The organism is Vallitaleaceae bacterium 9-2, from assembly GCA_038396585.1.
Lineage (GTDB): Bacteria > Bacillota > Clostridia > Lachnospirales > Vallitaleaceae > UBA1351.
In genome coordinates this window covers 2062884-2085941 of record CP121691.1, presented here as the reverse complement: position 1 = coordinate 2085941, position 23058 = coordinate 2062884, and the positions used below count along the sequence as shown (strand labels likewise).

General features: G+C 39.1%; 14 protein-coding genes and 1 other annotated feature. Of the genes, 9 read left to right on the top strand and 5 right to left on the bottom strand.

The window, feature by feature from the left end; translation table 11 throughout:
• Nucleotides 1-3 precede the first annotated feature (3 nt).
• Genes QBE53_09855 through QBE53_09840 form a run of 4 tightly spaced genes read left to right on the top strand, consistent with a single transcriptional unit; the run spans nucleotide 4 to nucleotide 7376 of the window.
• Nucleotides 4-597 carry an HD domain-containing protein gene (locus tag QBE53_09855; GenBank protein ID WZL80109.1) on the top strand — a complete coding sequence of 198 codons (594 nt, stop codon included), beginning with the start codon at nucleotides 4-6 and terminating at the stop codon, nucleotides 595-597.
• Between the two features lie 29 nt (nucleotides 598-626).
• On the top strand, nucleotides 627-4919 hold the full coding sequence (locus QBE53_09850; GenBank protein ID WZL80108.1) for an acyl-CoA dehydratase activase-related protein: 4293 nt from the start codon (nucleotides 627-629) through the stop codon (nucleotides 4917-4919).
• A 13-nt stretch (nucleotides 4920-4932) separates the two neighbouring features.
• Nucleotides 4933-5826 (top strand): GTPase Era, encoded by an 894-nt coding sequence (gene era / locus QBE53_09845; protein ID WZL80107.1) that lies wholly within the window; start codon nucleotides 4933-4935, stop codon nucleotides 5824-5826.
• A gap of 17 nt (nucleotides 5827-5843) precedes the next feature.
• The gene (locus QBE53_09840) at nucleotides 5844-7376 is read left to right on the top strand and encodes a diguanylate cyclase (protein WZL80106.1); all 1533 of its coding nucleotides are present in this window, start codon (nucleotides 5844-5846) and stop codon (nucleotides 7374-7376) included.
• Between the two features lie 65 nt (nucleotides 7377-7441).
• On the opposite strand, the gene QBE53_09835 is transcribed toward QBE53_09840, so the two are convergent.
• Nucleotides 7442-7966: a peptidylprolyl isomerase gene (locus QBE53_09835; protein WZL80105.1), complete on the bottom strand. Its 525-nt coding sequence runs from the start codon at nucleotides 7964-7966 to the stop codon at nucleotides 7442-7444.
• A 134-nt stretch (nucleotides 7967-8100) separates the two neighbouring features.
• Between QBE53_09835 and QBE53_09830 the strand changes: the two genes are divergently transcribed.
• Nucleotides 8101-8745 carry a histidine phosphatase family protein gene (locus QBE53_09830; protein ID WZL80104.1) on the top strand — a complete coding sequence of 215 codons (645 nt, stop codon included), beginning with the start codon at nucleotides 8101-8103 and terminating at the stop codon, nucleotides 8743-8745.
• Between the two features lie 84 nt (nucleotides 8746-8829).
• On the opposite strand, the gene QBE53_09825 is transcribed toward QBE53_09830, so the two are convergent.
• Together QBE53_09825 and QBE53_09820 are read right to left on the bottom strand one after the other, a co-directional pair.
• On the bottom strand, nucleotides 8830-9825 hold the full coding sequence (locus QBE53_09825) for a GGGtGRT protein (protein WZL80103.1): 996 nt from the start codon (nucleotides 9823-9825) through the stop codon (nucleotides 8830-8832).
• A gap of 20 nt (nucleotides 9826-9845) precedes the next feature.
• Complete coding sequence (locus tag QBE53_09820; protein ID WZL80102.1) at nucleotides 9846-10538, bottom strand: hypothetical protein; 693 nt, start codon at nucleotides 10536-10538, stop codon at nucleotides 9846-9848.
• 235 nt (nucleotides 10539-10773) lie between these two features.
• On the opposite strand from QBE53_09820, the gene QBE53_09815 reads away from it, so the two are divergent.
• Nucleotides 10774-11934, top strand: coding sequence for an aldo/keto reductase (locus tag QBE53_09815; GenBank protein ID WZL80101.1), 1161 nt, complete (start codon nucleotides 10774-10776; stop codon nucleotides 11932-11934).
• 79 nt (nucleotides 11935-12013) lie between these two features.
• Here QBE53_09815 and QBE53_09810 read toward each other — a convergent pair whose 3' ends face one another.
• Together QBE53_09810 and gltB are read right to left on the bottom strand one after the other, a co-directional pair.
• On the bottom strand, nucleotides 12014-13483 hold the full coding sequence (locus tag QBE53_09810) for a glutamate synthase subunit beta (protein ID WZL80100.1): 1470 nt from the start codon (nucleotides 13481-13483) through the stop codon (nucleotides 12014-12016).
• Between the two features lie 11 nt (nucleotides 13484-13494).
• Complete coding sequence (gene gltB / locus QBE53_09805; protein WZL80099.1) at nucleotides 13495-18018, bottom strand: glutamate synthase large subunit; 4524 nt, start codon at nucleotides 18016-18018, stop codon at nucleotides 13495-13497.
• Nucleotides 18019-18384: 366 nt separating this feature from the next.
• On the opposite strand from gltB, the gene QBE53_09800 reads away from it, so the two are divergent.
• From QBE53_09800 to pheT, 3 genes are all read left to right on the top strand, one after another.
• Nucleotides 18385-19221: a hypothetical protein gene (locus QBE53_09800; protein ID WZL80098.1), complete on the top strand. Its 837-nt coding sequence runs from the start codon at nucleotides 18385-18387 to the stop codon at nucleotides 19219-19221.
• A 34-nt stretch (nucleotides 19222-19255) separates the two neighbouring features.
• Nucleotides 19256-19481 (top strand) — a binding site (T-box leader).
• Between the two features lie 112 nt (nucleotides 19482-19593).
• Nucleotides 19594-20613 carry a phenylalanine--tRNA ligase subunit alpha gene (gene pheS / locus QBE53_09795; protein ID WZL80097.1) on the top strand — a complete coding sequence of 340 codons (1020 nt, stop codon included), beginning with the start codon at nucleotides 19594-19596 and terminating at the stop codon, nucleotides 20611-20613.
• A gap of 20 nt (nucleotides 20614-20633) precedes the next feature.
• A complete protein-coding gene (pheT, locus tag QBE53_09790; GenBank protein WZL80096.1) occupies nucleotides 20634-23024 on the top strand; it encodes a phenylalanine--tRNA ligase subunit beta in 2391 nt (796 codons plus the stop codon).
• Nucleotides 23025-23058 lie beyond the last annotated feature (34 nt).

Below are 23058 nucleotides of genomic sequence, written 5' to 3'. Positions count from 1 at the left end.
TATATGCCAAAAGACATAAATCGACTGAAACAACAAATGGACTTTATTATAGAAATAGACAAGTTAAAAGCAGTGTTTCGACAAAGCTATCTTGCCGATGGCACGCGAAAGGAAAATGATCCTGAGCATTCTTGGCATTTGGCTATGATGGCAATAATACTAAGTGAATATGCAAATGTAGAAGTAGATGTTTTGACAGTGGTTAAGATGGTGCTGATACATGATATTGTTGAAATTGATGCAGGTGATACCTATGCATATGATGAAAAAGGGCACGAACTTAAGCTGTTAAAAGAGCGAGAGGCTGCAAAACGTATTTTTGGCTTATTGCCAAAAGAACAAGGTCAAGAATATGAACGACTATGGGAAGCTTTTGAACAAAAACAGACACCTGAAGCAAAATTTGCTGCGGCGATTGATCGAGTGCAACCTATTTTGCTCAATTATTTATCGAAAGGTAAAGCCTGGCTTGAACATGGAATATATAAGGAACAGGTTATAGCCTATAATAAACATGCCGCTGAAGGCAGTTTATCTATATGGGAATATATAAAAAACATTATTGATGAAGCCTATGCTGAGGGATATCTTAGGTAGCAGTGTAAGTATGTATGGAGGAAAAAAGAATGAATAAGATTCATATTGGATTAGATGTTGGTTCAACAACTGTTAAAGTTGTCATACTCAATGAAAGATGTGACATGATTTATAGTAAATACAAGCGCCATTATTCGGATATTCGGGCAACGGTATTTTCTTTAATCCAAAGCATCAACCGACATTTTCCTGGACATGAATGTACAATTAAAGTAACAGGATCGGGAGGATTAGGCATTTCCAAATGGTTATCTATTCCGTTTATACAAGAAGTGGTAGCATGCTCTAAGACGGTTGAACGCATCATTCCCAAAACGGATGTTGCGATTGAGTTAGGCGGAGAAGATGCAAAGATTACCTATTTTGAAGGAACATCTATTGATCAACGAATGAATGGTACCTGTGCTGGTGGGACCGGTGCATTTATAGACCAAATGGCGTCGCTTTTAGAGACAGATGCTTCTGGATTAAATGAGTTAGCCAAAAAACATCAAGTAATCCATCCAATTGCGGCTCGCTGTGGCGTTTTTGCCAAGACAGATGTACAGCCGCTACTGAATGAAGGTGCAGCAAAAGAAGATATTGCTGCATCAATCTTTCAAGCGGTAGTTAATCAAACCATAAGTGGTTTGGCGTGTGGAAAGCCGATTCGCGGTAATGTAGCATTTCTAGGCGGTCCTCTTTACTTCTTATCGGAGCTGCGCCAACGCTTTATCGAAACATTAAAACTAAAAAAAGAGCAAATTATGTTTCCTGAACATCCACAGTTGTTTGTAGCTATAGGTGCATCATTAGAATCTTTTTCACAAGATTCTATCAATGTTAAAACGCTTATAGAGCGATGTGAAGACCTCTCAGCTTCTGAAGCAAGCGAAGTTGCACGCTTAGACGCGTTATTTTCGTCAGATAAAGAACTTGAAGCGTTTTTGGTGCGTCATGAAAAAGCCAAAGTAAAAAAAGCTGAGCTTAAAGACTATGAAGGTCCTATATATCTAGGAATTGATGCAGGCTCAACAACGACAAAAATGGTTTTAATGGGAGAAAACCATGAAATTTTATATTCGTTTTATGGGAGTAACCGTGGTAAGCCCTTGAATTTGATCGCAGATGTATTGCGGGATATATATCATCAAATGCCGGATAAGGCGTATATTGCAAAAAGTACGATTACAGGTTATGGGGAAGCGCTGATAAAAGAAGCACTCAAAATTGACATAGGTGAGATTGAAACTATTGCGCACTATAAAGCGGCAAACCACTTTTTACCTGGTGTTGAATTTATTTTGGACATTGGCGGACAAGATATGAAGTGTCTTCGTGTTAAAAATGGTGTCATTGATGATATCTTATTAAATGAAGCATGTTCCTCAGGATGTGGGTCCTTTTTAGAGACATTCTCCAGTTCATTGAATCTAAAAATAGAAGATTTTGCTAAAGCGGCGTTGGATTCTCGGCGCCCGGTTGATTTAGGTTCAAGGTGTACAGTATTTATGAACTCAAGGGTTAAACAGGCTCAAAAAGAAGGCGCAACTGTTGGAGATATATCTGCAGGATTGTCGTATTCAGTAATAAAAAATGCTATTCAAAAAGTAATCAAAATCAGAGATCCAGAAGCAATGGGAAGTAAGATCATTGTTCAAGGAGGAACTTTTTATAATAATGCTGTTTTAAGGGCGTTTGAAAAAGTGAGTGGCAGAGAAGTCGTTCGACCGGATATCGCCGGAATTATGGGAGCTTATGGCGCGGCTATTATTTCAAAGGAACGATGTGAAGCGGGAGAACGTTCATCATTGCTTTCCTTAGAACAGATGGAAGCTTTTGAATTTTCTACAGATATGGATCGATGTCAATTGTGCTCAAATCAATGTCTATTGACCATATCCACATTTAATGATGGTCGTCGTTTTGTATCAGGGAATCGATGTGAACGTGGAGCTGGAATTACAAAGCCGAATAATGAAAAAATGCCGAACTTATATGATGAAAAATATAAGCGAATATTTAGTTATAAGTCACTTCCTCTAAAGGATGCTGTACGAGGGGAGATTGGTATTCCAAGAGTACTTAACATGTATGAGAATTATCCGTTTTGGCATACATTTTTTACAGAGCTTGGATATCGTGTTGTATTATCGCCAAAGTCTTCCAAAAAAATATATGAAGAAGGGATTGAGACGATTCCATCAGAATCCGTGTGCTATCCTGCAAAAATTGTTCATGGCCATATTATGCATCTTATTGGAAAAAATATTAAAACAATATTTTATCCCTCAGTGGCTTATGAAGAAAAAGAAGTACATCAAGCGGATAACCATTATAACTGCCCAATTGTTACATCTTATCCAGAGACAATCAAACATAATACTGATGCGATTGTCCAAGGCGATGTGCGCTTGATTCAACCTTTCTTAGCTTTGGATACAAAGAAAAATATCGTTAAAGGTTTGATGGAGGCGTTTTCACAAGACCAATTAACTCAAGAAGAAATTGAACGCGCAGTCGATAAAGCATGGGCTGAAAAAGAAGTCGTAAAAGCAGATATACGCCGACGAGGTGAAGAAGTCGTAAAAGAGCTTCAAAAAATGGGGCGTCGAGGCATTGTCTTAGCGGGTCGTCCATATCATGTTGATCCAGAGATTAATCATGGATTAACCAACATTATTACCGACCTAGGTATGGGCATCTTAACAGAAGATAGTATTGCTCACTTGGCAGCGCCCAAACGTCCGCTTCGGGTTCTTGATCAATGGTCGTATCATACACGCTTATATCATGCGGCAGAGTATGTTGGACGTACACCGGGACTTGAATTAGTCCAGCTGACTTCCTTTGGATGTGGTGTCGATGCAGTAACCAGTGACCAGGTCCATGAAATCCTTGAAGAACATGGTAAGCTATATACGTTGATAAAGATTGATGAAGGTAACAATCTTGGAGCCATTCGTATTCGTATGCGTTCGCTTAAAGCTGCGCTTGATGAAAAAGAGAAGTCTGGAAAAGAGATACAAAAAAAACCAAGAGTTGAAAATCGACTAGTCTTTACCAAAGAACACCGAAAAACACATACGATTTTGGCGCCTCAGATGTCGCCGCTGCATTTTGAATTCTATCAAGTAGGCTTACGTGAATTGGGTTACAATGTAGTGGTGCTTCCACAGGTTGATTATAAAGCTATTGACACGGGATTAAAGTATGTCAATAATGATGCATGTTATCCTTCAATTCTTGTAACCGGTCAAATTGTATCTGCACTGCTTAGTGGAGAATATGACTTAAACAACACGTCAGTCTTTATTACACAGACAGGTGGAGGTTGTCGAGCATCAAACTATATTGGCTTTATTCGTAAGGCATTAACAGATGCCAATATTTTTACAGTTCCAGTGGTCTCGGTGAATACAGTTGGTCTGGAAAAACATCCGGGGCTTGAAATGAATTATCGATTTGTCAAGACAGCGCTGATGGCAACGGTATTTGGAGATTTATTTATGCGGGTAACGCAAAAAATGCGCCCATATGAAATCAATGAAGGACAAACGATGCAAGTATATGAACGCTATCGACAAAAGGCTTTTGAGGTTCTTCGCCGAGGACGAATGAGAGAATATAAAAAGCTAATTGGTGAAATTGTCGAAGCATTTGACCAAATTCCAATTCATCCTATCGTCAAGCCTAAGGTTGGGATTGTCGGTGAGATACTTGTTAAATATCATCCGACAGGAAACAATCAGTTGGCAAAGATTTTAGAAGAAGAAGGGGCAGAAGTAAGTGTTCCTGACCTTATGGACTTTTTCTTGTATTCGGCTTATAATGCGAAGTTTAAATATGAAAAACTTAATGCTTCACGTAAACAATGGATCGGAAATAAAATTGCGATAGAAGTTATTGAATTTTTCCGTTCATCGATGAAAAAGGCATTGTCCAACAGTAAGAACTTCAGAGCTCCAACGCGTATAGAAGAAAAAGCTAAGTTAGCTGGTAAGTTGATCTCGTTAGGTAATCAAACAGGTGAAGGATGGTTTTTGACAGGTGAGATGATAGAGCTTGTTGAACATGGAGTTGAAAACATTGTTTGTGTGCAACCATTTGCATGTTTACCTAACCATGTTGTTGGTAAATCAATGATTAAACCAATTCGAAAAGAGTACCCCTATGCAAATATTGCAGCGATTGACTATGATCCAGGGGCAAGTGAAGTGAATCAATTAAATAGAATTAAGCTGATGTTAAGTGTTGCCTTTAGTAACTTGGAGAAAAAAACAGGGACGGTTACAATGGCGTATCCAAAAAAACACGAGCTTAACGATGAAAATTTGGCATAAGAGAGGAAAAACTATGTTTAAATCTGGTTTTGTAACAATTATAGGACGTCCGAATGTAGGAAAGTCAACCTTAATGAATCATTTTATTGGGAAAAAAGTGGCAATTATGTCAAATAAACCACAAACGACCAGAAATCGTATTCAAACTATATTAACAACGCAAAAGGAACAAATTGTTTTTATTGATACACCGGGAATACATAAACCCAAACATAAACTTGGGGAGCACATGAATCAGATGGCGCTATCAACATTTTCAGAAGTTGATGCCGTGTTATGGTTGGTTGAACCGGATCGAACAGTGGGTGCAGGAGACTTGTTTATTATTGAACAACTTAAGGCAATAAAAACACCTGTAATCTTGGTAATCAATAAGATGGATTTGATTCCCAAAAATGAGATTTTACTTGTTATTGATGCATACCGTCAATTATATGCATTTGATGATATTGTTCCTGTGTCGGCATTAAAGGGAGAAAATTCTGAGGCGGTTTTAGATGCGGTCAGAAAACACCTAGTTGAAGGTCCGATGTTTTTCCCAGAAGGTATGGTCACAGATCAACCGGAAAAACAATTGGTTGCAGAATTGATTCGAGAAAAAACTTTGTATTTTCTAAAAGAAGAGGTACCTCATGGAGTCGCTGTTGTTGTAGAGTCTTTTGAGGATGATGAAGAATTAGGTCGACTTAATATTCATGCGACGATTATTTGTGAAAAAAAATCCCACAAACCAATTATTTTAGGTAAGCAAGGGCAGATGATTAAAAAAATCGGAACTAGGGCGCGAAAAGATATTCAAAATTTATTAGGAACAAAAGTGCACTTGGAATTATGGGTAAAAGTAAAAGACAATTGGAGAGACAGCGAATTTCACTTGAAGAATTATGGTTATGATCAATACCAATAAAATAAGATGAGGTTGCCATGGAAGAAACAAGAGAACGATTTACGTATCAATTTTATTTAAAGTACTCAAAATCTCCCAAAGAAAAGCTGCAGGAGGTACTTGAAATCTATGGACATAAACCGGAACATCATGAAGTAATTAATCAAGTTGCGTATTGTTATTATTATTGTAATGATTTTTTCATTGCGTTGGATTTTGTGCTCAAAGGCCTAAATCTCTCAGAACATAAAAAAGAATTTGAAGAAAATTATTATACACTAAGTTTAGCTGGTGATATATATAGGAAGTTAGGAATTAGTGAGTCAAGTGTTTACTATTATATGGAAGCGCTGAAAAATCCTATGGAGTATGATGTGGAGCAAAAGCGCTGTGACTTGTTGAGGAAGATGTCAATGGTATATATTGAAATCCGTGCGATGGATATCGCGATGGACTATGCTGTTGAAGCGCTTCAACTTGCAGAACTTTTAGGAGACGAGATTCTTATTGGAAATGCTAATTTGATTTTGTGCCGGATTTCTATGGCTAGACGTCTGTATGACAAGGCGCTAAAATACGGTCTCAAATCAATGGAAGTCTTTAAAGAGGTTGACTATAAAAAAGGGCTGGTTCTTGTTTATCTAGAAATAGCATCTATTTATGAGCGTACAAATAGTTGTGCTTTGTCAAAAGAATTTTATGAACGTGCACTAGAGTTAGCCGGAGATATTCAATATAATGAAGGTCGAATTTATGGAAAATGCCTTGTTGGAAAACTATTATTAAAAGAGAGGCAAATCAAACAAGCGCTTGAAGTTTTTGAGTCGGCATTAAATATTGCAAGAAAATATAATATTCAAAAGCACAAAGTCGAGTTATATTATGCGATGGCAGAAGCTTACTCAGATATTCAAGAGTTTGAATTAGCCTATAATGCATATAAAACAGGAACTGAGCTTCAACAGTATTTTACAGCTGAAAGTAACAAGGAAAAAATATATCGCTTGCAAAATGAATATAACCTCTATATTAAAGAACGTGAATTGGCAGAGTATGTTGAGCAATATCAAAGTTTGGAACGCGTTAACAAAAAGTTGTCGCAAGAAGTACAATGTGATGCGCTAACGGGGTTATTGAATCGACGCGGCATTAAAAAGACATTTGGCGATTTGGAATATAATGGACGCCATATATTGGTTTTGTCCGATATTGATGATTTTAAATTGATTAATGATGAATATGGACATCCCTGTGGTGATGAAATCCTTAAACAATTAGCAGATATTTTAAAGACGAGTCTAAAAAAAGGATATCGTGTATCACGTTGGGGAGGAGAAGAGTTTTTGATTGTCCTACCGGAGACGACAATGGAGGAAGCAATTGCTTATGTAAAATTCCTTCGTGAGCGTGTGTTAAAAGCTTTGTTTAGGTATAAGGACATACAGCTTAAGATTACGATGACATTTGGATTGGCACCGCTGGTGGGTGAGTTTGATTCAAGCATAAACTTGGCGGACCAACGCCTATATAAAGGCAAAAAAGAAGGTAAAAATCAAGCAGTATTCAGTTAATCTGAATACTGCTTGATTTTTTAGGCTATAGCAGGTCGCTATAGGATGTCTTATAGCTAGATAGCTTAAGCTTTAATAGGTGCATCATAATCAACACCTTGTGTATCAACAGTGACCTTAGTCATAACTTGAGGCTCATGAGGTTGATCGTTTGCATTGCGAGGGCTGTTAACAATAGCATCGCAAATATCAAGTCCCTCAATAACTTTTCCAAAGGAAGCATACTGACCATCAAGATGTGGTGAGTCTTTTACCATTAAGAAAAATTGAGAACCGGCTGAGTTAGGATTCATCGCTCGAGCCATAGACAATACGCCGCGTGTGTGCTTAAGTGGATTGTCAAATCCATTGCCCTTAAATTCGCCCTGTATACAATAACCAGGACCACCCATTCCGGTTCCGTCAGGACAGCCGCCTTGAATCATAAAACCGGGGATAACTCGGTGAAATGTTAGACCGTCATAAAAGCCTTTTTTTATCAATGCGATAAAATTATTCACTGTATTTGGTGCGATTTCAGGATATAGCTCTACTTGTATGATACCATCACGATTGGTTTCAATCGTTACAATAGGGTTGTTTTTTTCCATAATAATCTCCTTTCAATAACAATACGTGAGTATTATATCATATAGTGTATATGTTGTCATTAGTATTGGAATCTTGATTTATAAATCAGAGATTGATATAATTAGAAAAACATGAGAAAGGCAATAGGTGAAGAATGAAAACGATATGGTTGACACGCCACGGAGAGACAGAGTGGAATACAATTCGAAAAATGCAGGGGCAATTGAATTCTGCATTGACTGATAACGGGATACAACAAGCAAAAAACTTATCCAAATGGATAGAAAATGAACGCATTGATATAATCTATACTTCCCCGTTGAAACGAGCCTACGATACGGCAACAATTCTTAAAGGGCATCGTGAGATACCCATCGTTGCTCATGAAGACTTAATGGAAATTAATCTTGGACAGTGGCAAGGCCAGTGTATTTCTGACGTCAAAGCCCAAGAGCCTGAAAAACATCAGGCCTTTTGGTTTACACCTGATAAATATCAAGCAACAAGTGGTGAAGATTTTTATGATGTTCGCAAGCGTGTTCAGCGCTTTTGTCAAGAAGTTTTGGATACGGAAAATAATAAAAATATATTAATTGTTGCACATGCAATTGTCTTAAAAAGTTTTATAGCATATACAAAAAATCTACCGGTGTCTAAGCTGTGGACGGGAGAGCGGTTAAAGCCTACGTCTATAAGTAAGAGCACATATATGGAGCGCAAGTTTTCCTATGCATACATCGGAAAAACGGAGCATTATGACCAAGAGAGTGGGCAGGGTGGATGGTTTATCGATCAATAAGGAGAAGAATTAAAGAAGGGCCATGCTTGGATATTTCCAAGCATGACCCTTTTGTATATTAATCAATATGTCTATATACGACGATTATGCATTTTGCTCGATAGCAACAGCAACAGCAACAGATGCACCAACCATTGGGTTGTTACCCATTCCGATAAGTCCCATCATCTCAACGTGAGCAGGTACAGAAGAAGACCCGGCAAATTGAGCGTCAGAGTGCATACGACCCATTGTGTCTGTCATTCCGTATGATGCAGGACCAGCACCCATGTTATCAGGGTGAAGTGTACGGCCTGTACCACCACCAGATGCAACGGAGAAGTATTTTTTACCTTGCTCGATACATTCTTTTTTATATGTTCCGGCAACAGGGTGTTGGAAACGCGTAGGGTTTGTGGAGTTACCAGTGATGGATACACCAACATTTTCGTGGTGCATAATCGCAACACCTTCACGAACATCATCAGCACCATAACAACGAACGGCACCACGGTCGCCTGTTGAGTATGCTTTTTCGTTAACAACTTTTAATTCACCTGTATAATAATCAAATGCAGTTTCAACATGTGTAAAACCATTAATACGTGAAATGATTTGTGCTGCATCTTTTCCAAGACCGTTTAGGATAACTTGAAGTGGTTGTTTACGTACTTTGTTTGCAGATTTTGCAATACCAATTGCACCTTCAGCAGCAGCAAAGGACTCATGACCAGCAAGGAAAGCAAAGCATGTTGTCTCTTCACGAAGTAACATAGCAGCAAGATTACCATGACCAATACCAACAAGACGTTGATCGGCAACGGAACCAGGAATACAGAAAGCTTGAAGACCTTCACCAAGAGCTTCAGCAGCTTCAGCAGCAACAGTTAATCCTTTTTTAATCGCGATAGCTGCACCAAGTGTATAAGCCCATAATGCGTTTTCAAAACAGATAGGTTGAATCTCTTTAACGATTTGATGTACGTCAATTCCTTTATCTAAACAAAGTTGTTTAGCAGCCTCAAGGCTTTCGATATCATATTTTTCTAATACTGGCGTTATTTGATCTATTCTTCTAGCGTAACTTTCAAATAATGGCATTCTTCTTGTCCTCCTTAATATTATTCGTGTCTTGGATCGATGTATTTAACAGCATCATCGAATCGACCGTATTGACTTGTAGCTTCTTCCATAGCTTCATTAGCGGTTTTGCCTTTAGCTATAAATTCCATCATTTTTCCAAGATGAACAAATTTGTAACCGATAACTTCATCGTTTTCATCTAGTCCCATTTTTGTAACATAACCTTCAGCCATTTCAAGATAGCGAGGGCCTTTTGCTTGTGTACCATACATTGTACCAACTTGTGAACGAAGACCTTTTCCTAAGTCTTCAAGACCAGCTCCGATAGGGAGTCCGCCTTCAGAGAAAGCCGTTTGTGTACGACCATATACGATTTGTAAGAAAAGTTCACGCATTGCAACGTTAATTGCATCACACACAAGGTCTGTATTTAAAGCTTCAAGAATTGTCTTTCCTGGTAAAATCTCACTAGCCATAGCAGCAGAGTGGGTCATTCCTGAACATCCGATGGTTTCGATGAGTGCCTCTTCAATAATACCGTCTTTAACATTTAATGTTAACTTACATGCTCCCTGTTGAGGTGCACACCAACCAACACCATGTGTTAAACCTGAAATGTCTTTAACATCATAGGCTTTAACCCATTTTCCCTCAACAGGAATTGGTGCTGGGCCATTTTTTGGACCTTTTGCAACTGGACACATATTTTCTACTTCATGTGAATAAATCATTTTGATGGTTCTCCTTCCTTCTAATGAACGCTTATATTTTATTCAACACCGATAATTCATCGGTGAAAAAACCGCTATAACCTTTATAAATAGACTTCATAACGCATACTGCTCTATTTTAGCAAAAATTTAACAATTTGACTAGGCTTTTTTCGGATTATATGAGAAAATCTTGACTTATAGTGCACTTTAAAGGGTATAATGTCTATAATAAACATATTCATAGGAGGTTATTATGTTATACAGACAGTTTGGTAAAACGGGAGAAAAGGTTTCGGTTCTAGGTTTTGGTTGTATGCGTTTTCCGATAATTGATCAAGACACAACAAAAATTGATGAAGAAAAAGCAATTGAAATGATGCATTTTGCTATTGACCGAGGATTAAACTATGTAGATACTGCTTATCCCTATCATGGTCTTGGAGGCAAAGAAGGCGGAATGAGCGAACCTTTAGTGGCTAAAGCTTTAAAAAATGGATATCGTGAAAAAGTGAATCTGGCAACCAAACTTCCGAGTTGGCTTGTTGAGACCCGTCAAGACATGGATATGTATCTTAATCGCCAGCTGGAACGTTTAGAGACCCGCTACATCGATTTTTATTTGGTGCATGCATTAGACGAGGCTAGATGGAAAAAAATGCTTGAACTGGGCATTATAGACTTTTTGGAAAGTGCGTTAAAAGATGGACGCATTCGTTACGCTGGCTTTTCTTTTCATGATAAGCTCGAGACGTTTAAACAAATTGTGGATGACTATGATTGGTCTTTTTGCCAGATTCAATATAATTATATTGATGAAGAGTATCAGGCAGGTAAAGAAGGCTTAGACTATGCTGTGGAAAAAAACTTGGGTATTGTTATTATGGAACCACTTCGTGGAGGTAATCTAGTACGTAGCATTCCAGAGGCGGTTCAAGAGGTTTTTGATGAAGCCAAGGAGAAGAAGACGCCTGCGAAATGGGCGTTAAAGTGGATTTGGGAACAACCTGAAACGCATGTGGTGCTTAGTGGGATGTCTACGTTAGACCAAGTCAAGGAGAATATGGACATAGCAAGTACTAGCTATCCTAATGCATTTACAGAACAGGAAAAATCCATCATGAATCGAGCGAAAAAAATCTTTAGAGACCGAATTCAAGTGGATTGTACAGGATGTGAATACTGTATGCCATGCCCATATGGTGTAAATATACCCAGAAACTTTGGTCTATACAATGAATATAATCTCTTTGATTCCAAAGCTATAAAAGACAATCAAAAAGAGCAATATCAACATTTAGACGATGAACAAAAGGCATCTGCATGTGTTGCCTGTGGTACGTGTATTTCAAAATGTCCGCAAAATATTGCAATTCCAGATAAATTGTCTGATGTTGCAAAGACGTTGGAGGCATAAGGACGCGTCATTATTATTAATCATAAAAAGAGTTTTCTACATATAAGCGTAGAAAACTCTTTTTTAGATTATATCGGTCTTATAAAGGGCTGCGTAAAAAAGTTTCGCCCATCAGATACTGGTCAACCTCTTTTGCAAGTTTACGCCCTTCAGAGATAGCGTGAACGACGAGTGATTGACCTCGGCGCATGTCGCCGGCAGCAAAGACATTCTCAACAGAAGTTTGAAATTGACTATCGGTAGCGACGTTTCCTCTTGGATCATATTCGACACCAAGATCATCTAAGAGACCTGTATGTTCAGGGTGTAAAAAGCCCATGGCAAAGAGGATAAGATCGGCTTCAATCAAAAATTCAGAGTCGGGAACTTCTTCCATAGTAGGTCTGGAACCATCCTCAGGGGTTATCCAATTTAACTTAACACAACGCAGTGCAGTGACATTGCCGTTATCATCACTGACAAATTCTTTGGTTGCAATAGAGAACATGCGTATGTCATGTCCAAGATTTGCCATAGCCTCTTTGTGGGACGTGCTTGTCTTATATAAACGTGGAAATACGGGCCAAGGTTGAGAATTATCTCGCTCTTTTGGAGGCATGGGGAGAAGTTCGAGTTGAGTGACTTCGCTAGCTCCTTGGCGAAGAGACGTTCCAATACAGTCTGATCCGGTGTCGCCGCCACCGATGACCACAACTTTCTTGCCTTTGGCACTAATATCCATATCTGGATGAACAGTTAATCCGGAAACACGACGATTAGCTTGAGGTAAGAAGTCCATGGCAAAATGGATTCCTTTTAATTGTCGTCCGGAAATAGTTAAATCTCTAGGTTCGGTTGAACCACCGGTTAAGCAGATAACATCAAAGGAGTTTTTTAAATCATCCGCAGAAATATCTTTGCCGACATGAGTGTTCGTCCGAATAAGGACGCCTTCTGCTTTCATTTGTTCAGCGCGACGTTCGATGTAAGTTTTTGGAAGTTTATAATCCGGCACACCAAAGCGCATGGCACCGCCAATGGCTTCGTTACGTTCGAATAAAGTGACTTGATGACCTACACGAGCCAGTTGTTGGGCGGCGGCCATACCGCTTGGACCGGAGCCTACAATGGCGATTTTTTTTCCTGTACGGATTGCAGGAGGTTGAGGCTTGATCCATCCTTCTTCCCAACCGCGTTCGACAATGGCTAGCTCAATATCTTCTATTGAGACAGGGTCATCAATAATTCCCAAAACACAGGCGCTTTCACATGGTGCAGGACATATCTTTCCGGTGAATTCCGGAAAGTTGTTCGTTGTATGTAAAACCTGGAGTGCTTTTTTCCATTGGTCATTGTAGACGAGGTCGTTAAAGTCGGGGATGATATTGCCTAACGGACATCCTGAACTACAAAATGGAATACCACAGTCCATACATCGGGCAGCTTGAGTCTTTATTTCCTCGCGTTCTTGGGGAATATAGATGTCGCTCCAGTGGGCGATACGTTCATTTTCATCCTTATAGGATCCGTTTTGTCGCTTATATTCTTTAAATCCGGTTAATTTTCCCATCGTGCCACCTCCTAAACGCTAGCAGCTTTAGCTGCATTTTCTTTGAGTATCTTTTTGTATGCTGGTGAGATCACTTTAACAAACTTTGGAAGATAGTTTTCAAAGTGGTCAAGAATTTCTTTGGCTTTTTCGCTGCCGGTATAAGTATGGTGATTTTCAATTAATGTTCTTAACATATCAATATCTTCAAAATGAATTACTTTTTCTGTGACGACAATCTGCTGATTACAGTGCTTGTCAGTAAAATCGCCGATTTCATCTAAGACATAAGCCATGCCGCCGCTCATACCTGCACCAAAGTTACGTCCGGTTTTGCCGAGGATAACAGCAACGCCTCCGGTCATATATTCACATCCGTGATCGCCCACACCTTCGACTACTGCTGTTGCACCAGAGTTTCTTACAGCAAAACGTTCCCCGGCGATGCCGTTAATATAGACTTCACCAGCGGTTGCACCATATAGAAGTGTGTTGCCGACGATAATATTATCATGCGCGCTAAAACGTGCATTTTTCGGAGGATAGACAATAAGTTTGGCGCCGGATAAGCCTTTGCCCATGTAATCATTACAGTCACCCTCAAGCTCGAATGTCATTCCAAAAGTTGCAAAGCAACCAAAGGACTGACCTGCTGAACCTTCAAATTTATAATGGATGGTGTCTTCTGGCAAAAATTTTCCTTGAGTACTTTTGGTAATTTCCCCAGCAAGCATGGCGCCGACACTACGGTTTATATTGCGTATGGAATACGTGTTTTGAATTTTTAGACCGTTTTCTAGAGCTCCCTTTGCATCGGCAATGAGTGTTCGGTCTAAAATAGCGTCAAGACCATGGTTTTGCTTTGTAATACAGTGTCTTGCAATACGACGAGGTAGTTCTGGATTATATAGTATTTGGTTAAAATCAATTTTTGATGATTTCCAATTCAATACATCATAATTAGGTTCCAAAAGGTCAACACGACCAACCATTTCATCGATGGTTCGAAAGCCAAGTTCTGCCATATACTCTCGAAGCTCTTGCGCGATAAATGTGAAGAAGTTAATCACATGTTCAGGTTTTCCGGTAAAGTTCTTGCGAAGTTCAGGGTCTTGTGTAGCGACACCTACGGGGCAGGTGTTGTTTTGACATTTTCGCATCATGATACATCCGCTAACAACCAAAGCAGCTGTGGCAAATCCAAACTCTTCAGCCCCTAGAAGCGTGGCAATTGCAACATCGCGACCGGTTTTTAGTTGACCATCAGTTTGAACAACAATACGCCCTCTTAAATCATTCATCAGTAGCGTCTGTTGTGTCTCTGCCAGACCAAGTTCCCATGGAAGTCCTGCGTATTTGATGGAGCTAATGGGCGCAGCACCGGTACCGCCGTCATGTCCTGAGATTAAAACAACATCAGCATGGGCTTTTGAGACTCCGGTTGCAACGGTACCGACACCGACTTCCGATACAAGTTTAACATTGATACGTGCATCTGGATTGATATTCTTAAGGTCAAAAATGAGTTGAGCTAAATCTTCAATCGAATAAATATCATGATGTGGTGGTGGAGAAATTAAGTCAATGCCTGGTGTAGAGTTACGTACTTTGGCAATAGCTTCAGTTACTTTATGTCCGGGCAAGTGACCGCCTTCGCCGGGTTTTGCTCCTTGGGCCATTTTAATTTGGAGTTCACTGCAATTGACCAAGTATTCGGCATTAACACCGAAACGAGCAGAAGCGACTTGCTTTATTGAACTACGCGTTTGAGCATTGTAAAGTCGATCGCTGGACTCGCCGCCTTCTCCTGAATTTGATTTTCCCCCGATTTGATTCATTGCTCGTGCAAGGTTTTCATGAGCTTCTTTACTAAGAGAGCCAAAAGACATTGCACCTGTAGAAAAACGTTTGAGTATGTTTTCAAGAGGTTCAACCTCATCGATAGAGATAGGGGTTGAGGACTTGAATTTCAACAATCCGCGAATAGTGTTTAATCGAGTGGCTTGTTGATTGACATAGGATGAATATTCTTTGAATAGGTCATAGTCGTTGGTGCGACAAGAGTGCTGAAGCTTGTGAATAGTTTCGGGATTAAACAGATGATTTTCCCCGCCGCGTCGCCACTGTATGTTACCTCCTTCGAGTAAATTTGGATAAGGGTTTCGAAGGGGATTAAATGTATAGTGGTGACGTTTTGCCACTTCCTGAGCAATAATATCGAGATTAATCCCTTCGATTCGAGAGACGGTTCCCGGAAAATATGTGTTAACGGTATCGCTATCAATACCGACGGCTTCAAAAATTTGTGCACCATGATAGGACTGTAAAGTTCCAATACCCATCTTTGAATATATTTTCAATAAACCGTTACTTAGTGCATTGATGTAATTTTCCTGTGCATGCTCAACGCTGATAATATCATCGTTCATGTATAATCGGGACTCGACAAGGTGGTCGATGCTATCAAGGGCAACGTATGGGTTGATGGCATCAACGCCGTATCCAATGAGTAATGCCATATGCATAACGTCTCTTGCGTCACCGGTTTCAGCGATAATATCCACCTTGGTTCGTAATTTTTTGCGAATAAGATGATGGTGAACGCTTGCTGCAGCAAGTAAACTTGGAATAGGGGCGTCATATTTTTCCGTGCCTCGGTCAGAGAGGATAATAATGTTATAGCCTTCATCAATGGCATTAACGACGTGTTGATTAAGTTTGTCTAGAGCGGACTTTAATCCGGGTCCTGCTTCGGTTATTGAGAATAATGTAGGAAGCTTGATGGAACGAAAATCTTTATGCTCAATGTGTACGAGTTTTTCGAAGTTGCCGTTATTGAGTATGGGTTGATTAAGCTCGATGAAGTTAATATCTTCATTTGCATTTAATTCGCCTAAAAGATTGCCGCGATCTCCAAGAAGTTGGATATTGGACATGACAAGTTTTTCGCGAATAGGGTCAATAGGTGGATTCGTGACTTGAGCAAATAATTGTTTGAAGTAATTGTATAGTAGCTGTGGCTTTTCGGAGAGAACAGCTAATGATGCGTCATTTCCCATCGAACCAATAGCTTCTTTACCAACACTTGCCATAGGGGCAATTATTTTTTTGAGTTCTTCTTCCGTATATCCAAACACTTTTTGGTATTGAAGCAAACGATGTTCTCCAAGGGGGATGATCTTATGTGGGAGTTCAAAGTCGCTAAGTGTTAATTTGTTGCGCTGTATCCATTCCTTGTAAGGTTTTTCAGATGTGAGATTTTTTTTGATTTCGTTATCTGAAATGATGCGTCCTTCATGGGTGTCAATCAAAAACATGCGTCCGGGTTTTAGTCGCCCTCGTTTAATTATTTTATCGTTATCAAAAGGAATAACGCCAGTTTCAGAAGCCATAACGACAAGATCATCATCAGTAATGGCATAGCGTGCAGGTCGTAGTCCGTTACGGTCAAGCAGTGCGCCGATTTGGACGCCATCTGTAAAGGCTACTGCAGCAGGGCCATCCCAAGGCTCCATTAAGCCGGCATGATATTCGTAAAAGCTTTTTTTATCTTCGTCCATAAACTCATGTCCCTGCCATGCTTCGGGAATTAAGATGCTCATTGCATGGGCAATGGATTTTCCGCTGGCAATCAGAAGCTCAAGTGCGTTATCTAGATTGGCAGAATCGGAGCCTTCAGGTTCGATGATTGGGTATAATTTTGAAATCTCATCACCGAACACATCGGATGTTAATATACCTTCTCGGGCATTCATCCAATTGACATTTCCCCGCAAAGTATTTATCTCGCCGTTATGGGCTAGATAACGAAATGGTTGAGCACGATCCCAAGAGGGGAACGTATTTGTTGAGTAGCGTTGATGAACAAGAGCGATAGCACTAATCATACTAGGATCACTTAGGTCTTCATAAAACTCTGGAATTTGAAAAGCTAGAAGTTGACCTTTATAGATCATTGTTCTTGATGAAAGGCTACATACATAAAATGCTTCACTATATTTGTGATTGGCTTGGCGGATAGCTTTTTCGATGCGTTTACGAACAATATATAGTTTGCGTTCAAATTCAAGGGAGCTATAGTCGCCGCGATGAATAAATAATTGATGTACTAACGGTCGTGTTCCCGCAGCTGTCAGTCCACAAGCTTCGGTGTTTTGAGGGACATTACGCCAACCAATAAGTTCGAGATTTTCTTTTTCTAAGACGCGTTCACAGATACCTTCACAAAAATATCTGGCATTTGGCTCTTGCGGCAAGAAAATCATACCGACGCCATAGTGTCCTTCTGGGGGAAGGTTAAATCCAAGCTCAACTGCTTTTTTTGATAAAAAGTCATGTGGGATTTGGATAAGAATGCCGGCTCCGTCACCTGTATTTGGGTCAGCGCCGACAGCGCCTCTATGATGCAGATTAGCAAGAATTTGTACACCTTGCTCTACGATGCTATGTGATTTTTGCCCTTTAATGTGTGCGACAAAGCCGACGCCACAATTGTCTTTTTCCATAACAGGGTCATATAATCCCTGTTTTGGAGGCAAACCATAAGAATTCTTCATTATTAATTCCTCCTAATCATTTTTGGTCAATAACTCTATGTAGTGATTATAGCATAATGAAAGATGGGGTTCAACAAAAAAATGAAAGAAGTGATAAGAAAAGTTGCAAAAATATTTTCTGTTAAAAATAAAAATATAAATGATGTTGGTTATCAATACGCCTAAAAGCTAATATAATCAAACTTTTGCAAAAGTGGTACTGTTAAGAACTACATGCAAACAAGGAAAAAAATAAAAAGATAAAAATAAATCTTGTAAGATAAAAACTTGCAAAAAACCCTCTTTTGGCTACGAAAACATGATGCTTTGACGAAAAACTATGAATGATGCTATAATCAAGGCACCAAATGAGACGAGGTATACCCAATGATATGGAAAAAACGATGGATAAAAAATACAATTTATTGCACTTTATTTGTGCTTTTATTTGCTCAAAGCAGCCTTTATCCTATAGCGAAAAGTGTTGTGGTGATGTCGGTTTACAGCAAAATGCATGAACGAGATTCATTTTTACATGAAGAAAAGATAGATATTCAAATGAAAGGGGGAGCGGCAACGTTTCAAAAAGATTTTTTTCCCTTTGTCATTACCTTTGATCCATCAGCTTCTTTTAGCCGTTATATCGGTGCGCCTGTAGACCTGACGATACTATACAATTTTGGAGCATTTGATATGCTTTATGGTGCTTCCACGCTTTACGATAAAAACTCTTCGTATTACAGTACTTTTTATGGGGCGTATGCGGTTCGCTATAAGGATTCTCAAGATATTTATGGATTAACTCAAGAAGGGGAGCCGGATATTGAGGCAATTACCAAAATTACAGATTTTGACTTGAAGCATCTCGTGTATAACAGTATTGGAAATGAGACTCCGCAGCTTGACTATCGCATAACAAAACAAGAGCGAACGATGGATATTGATGGACGTGAATTTATCATCTTTGATGCACAGCTTGACATGGAAGGGATGTGGCATCAATATGAAGAGGATTATATGGCTTATATTCAATATGGAAAGCCACCTCAAAATGCGCAAGGGGAATCTTTTGAAAGTCTAAAAGGCTATGGACGAATCTATTTACACTATGATCAAGAAGAACGTATTAGTTATTTCTTTTATATTATTACCCCAGATGAGCAAACATTAGCATCTACAGAAAAAGAATTTATTCAAACAGCAAAAATTACAAAAAAACATTGACAACGCAATGGAATGTGTTATTATATGTGTAATGTTAAAGGCAATGAATGTGTTTAAGTAAACTTATATTTTCATTCAGAGAGAAGATGTCAGAGGCTGAAAGCATCTTTATGTACCTATATAAGTTGAAATTCCCACACGAGCTGTAGTACTGAACAAGCACAAGCTTTGATAAGTCTATCGTGATTCACGCGTTAAGTGATTCCTAAGTGTTCGTCAAGCGAAAACAAGGGTGGTACCGCCGAGTCTCGGTCCCTTATTGGGATGGGGATTTTTTTGTGTCTTTAAACAAATGTTTTATATTAACACTATCGCTGGGAGAAAATGAGGTGCGACCTCTTAACTCAGATTGTATTTATGAAAGGAGTAATTATGCAAAACAAACTTAATGAAATTAAGCAAAAAGCTGTTGAAGCAATACAAGCTTCAACGGATCTAAAAAAACTTGATGATGTTCGTGTAGCAATACTAGGGAAAAAAGGAGAGCTTACAAGTGTTTTACGTGGAATGAAAGACTTGACAAATGAAGAGCGACCTATTGTTGGAAAGATGGCCAACGAAGTTCGCAGTGACATCGAAAAAGCGCTAGAAGAAGCCAAGGTGGTTATTTCTCGAAAACAGCGTGAATTAAAACTTAAAAAAGAAGTAATCGATATTACACTACCGGCAAAGAAAAGAGAACTTGGACATCGTCATCCGATGACAGTGGTTCTTGATGATATAAAAGATATTTTTATCGGGATGGGATACTCTATTGCTGAAGGACCTGAGATTGAAAATGCTTATTATAACTTTGATGCGTTAAATATACCTGAAGAACATCCGGCAAAAGATGAACAAGATACGTTTTATTTTAATGAAGAGATGATGCTTCGAACAGCGACTTCACCGGTGCAGGTGCATGTCATGGAAAAAGAAAAACCGCCGATTCGCATCATTGCTCCTGGACGTGTATTTAGATCGGACGAAGTTGATGCAACCCACTCGCCGGTTTTCCATCAAATTGAAGGATTGGTTATTGATAAAAACATTACCATGGGTGATTTAAAAGGTGCGCTTGAAGTCTTTATCAAAGAATTATATGGAGATTCAGTTAAAGCCAAGTTTAGACCTCATTTTTTCCCATTTACTGAACCAAGTGCAGAGATGGATATCTCATGTGTTATGTGTAATGGTGAAGGATGTAAAGTGTGTAAAGGGACAGGTTGGATAGAAATCCTTGGTTGTGGAATGGTCCATCCAAAAGTGCTTGAAATGTCGGGGATTGATCCTAAAGAATATAGCGGATTTGCATTTGGGATGGGTCTTGAACGAATCACCATGCTTCGCTATGGAATTGAAGACCTACGATTGTTCTATGAAAATGACATACGATTCTTGAAACAGTTTTAATAAATAGATGGAGGTAGATTATGAACATTTCAATGAAATGGCTGCGTGAATATGTTGACGTGGATTGGGATATTGATGCTTTTTGCGATGCAATGACAATGGCAGGCACAAAAGTAGAGACATATGAAGAATTAGGAAAAGAAATTACCAATGTAGTTGTAGGAAAGATTTTGCAAATTGAGGCACACCCCGATGCGGACAAGTTGGTTGTGACAAAAGTTGATGTTGGCAGTGAGGTTATTCAAATTGTCACAGGTGCTAACAATATTTCGGAAGGTGATTATATACCGGTGGCATTACCGGGAGCCGAGCTTGCACAAGGACTTAAAATTAAAAAAGGGAAGCTTCGTGGTGTGGAATCTAATGGTATGATGTGCTCAGTTGAAGAATTGGGGCTATCACGTGAAGATTTTGCTGAAGCGCCAGAACATGGCATCTATCTTTTTGATGAGCCAAAAGAATTGGGGAGTGATGTAAAACCTCTTTTTGGTTTGGGAGACATTGTTGTTGAATATGAGATTACGTCCAATCGTTCAGATTCATTTAGTGTTATCGGTGTTGCTCGTGAAGCGGCAGCTACCGTAAATAAACCACTTAAAATGCCTGCGACGCAATATACCACCTATCCGGGAAATATTGATGAGAAGATGAAAGTGTTTATTGAAGATACAGAGCGTTGTTATCGCTTTGTCGGAAAGGTTATTACCGAAGTCAATATCCAAGAATCGCCAAAATGGTTAAAAGACCGTCTGCGTTCATGTGGAATCCGTCCGATTAATAATCTGGTCGATATTACAAACTTTGTTATGCAGGAAATGGGACAACCTATGCATGCCTATGACTTGGATTTGTTAGATTATAATGAGATTCATGTTCGTGCAGCAAAAGAAGGTGAAGTCTTAGAAACGTTAGATGGTGTTAAGCGTGAACTAGATCCTTCAATTACAGTGATTGCAGATAAAGAAAAAGCAATTGGCCTTGCAGGTATCATGGGTGGAGAGGCAACAAAAGTTTTAGAAACGACAAAAACGATATTTTTTGAAGCGGCGACATTTAATGGAACAAATATACGAAAAGGTTCAAAAAAATTAGGATTGCGCTCGGACGCTTCTACGAAGTTTGAAAAGCACCTTGACCCTAATCTTGCATCTTTGGCGATGGAGCGTGCTTGTCAGCTTATAGACTTACTAGGCGCAGGAAAAGTCATGGAAGGTGTTATTGATGTATATCCTGTAGTACGTCAAGAACGTCATATCACATATGATGTAGAACGTATTAATCAAATTGTTGGTATCAAACTTTCGGAAGACGAAATGCTTGCTATTTTTAAACGCTTAAGTTTTGGCATTGATAAAGAGGCGAAAGAAGTTATTGTGCCAACGTTTAGATCAGATGTTGTTGGTATTGCTGATTTGGCAGAAGAAATTGCAAGAATGTATGGATATGATCGAATTCCTACAACGCTAGAGTCAGGGACGCCTACTGTTGGTAAAAAGAACAAGAAACAAAAAATTGAAGATATTACCAAGCAAATTATGGAAGCATCCGGTATTAGTGAAACCATAAGCTATTCTTTTGAAAGCCCTAAAGCATATGATAAACTCGGTATTGATTCAAACCATCCGTTGCGCCAATATGCAACAATATCTAATCCGTTAGGAGAAGATTTTTCTGTAATGCGTACCTTAACGATTAACGGAATGTTAAATGTTTTGGCAACAAATTATAATCGTCGTAATGAAAATGTACGCTTATATGAACTTGGTAAAACATACGTACCAAAAGCTTTGCCATTAAAAGACTATCCTGTTGAAGCGGAGTTTTTAACTATTGGAGCTTATGGAGAAATTGATTTCTTCGATATGAAGGGAATTATTGAAACACTTTTAACTCGACTTGGCGTTGTTGATGGGGTGAGCTACGATGCAGATATTGATATGCCGTTTTTGCATCCGGGCCGTCGAGCGAAGATTATGTATGACAAAATGGAATTAGGTTATCTGGGTGAAGTGCATCCTGAAACAGCAGATAATTATGATCTTGGACAGCGTAATTATATCGGTGTAGTCAGTATTGAAGTATTGACAAAGATTGCGAATCTCATGCGTGCATACGAACCTATAGCAAAATATCCTGCAATGCATCGAGATCTTGCGCTCCTTGTTAAAGATGATATATTAGTTGGTCAGATTGAATTTTTCATTAAACAACGTGGGGGTAAAATCCTTGAAGGATATAAACTATTTGATGTGTACCAAGGTGAACAAATTGAAGAGGGATATAAGTCAGTAGCATACTCGCTTACATTTAGAGCTAAAGACCATACATTAAGCGAAAAAGAAGTGAGCAAGGCAATGGATAAAATTTTAAAAGGCCTTGAATTTGAACTTGGAGTAACGCTTCGACAATAAACATAAAGAGCAAAGCGACGTTGTCGCTTTGCTC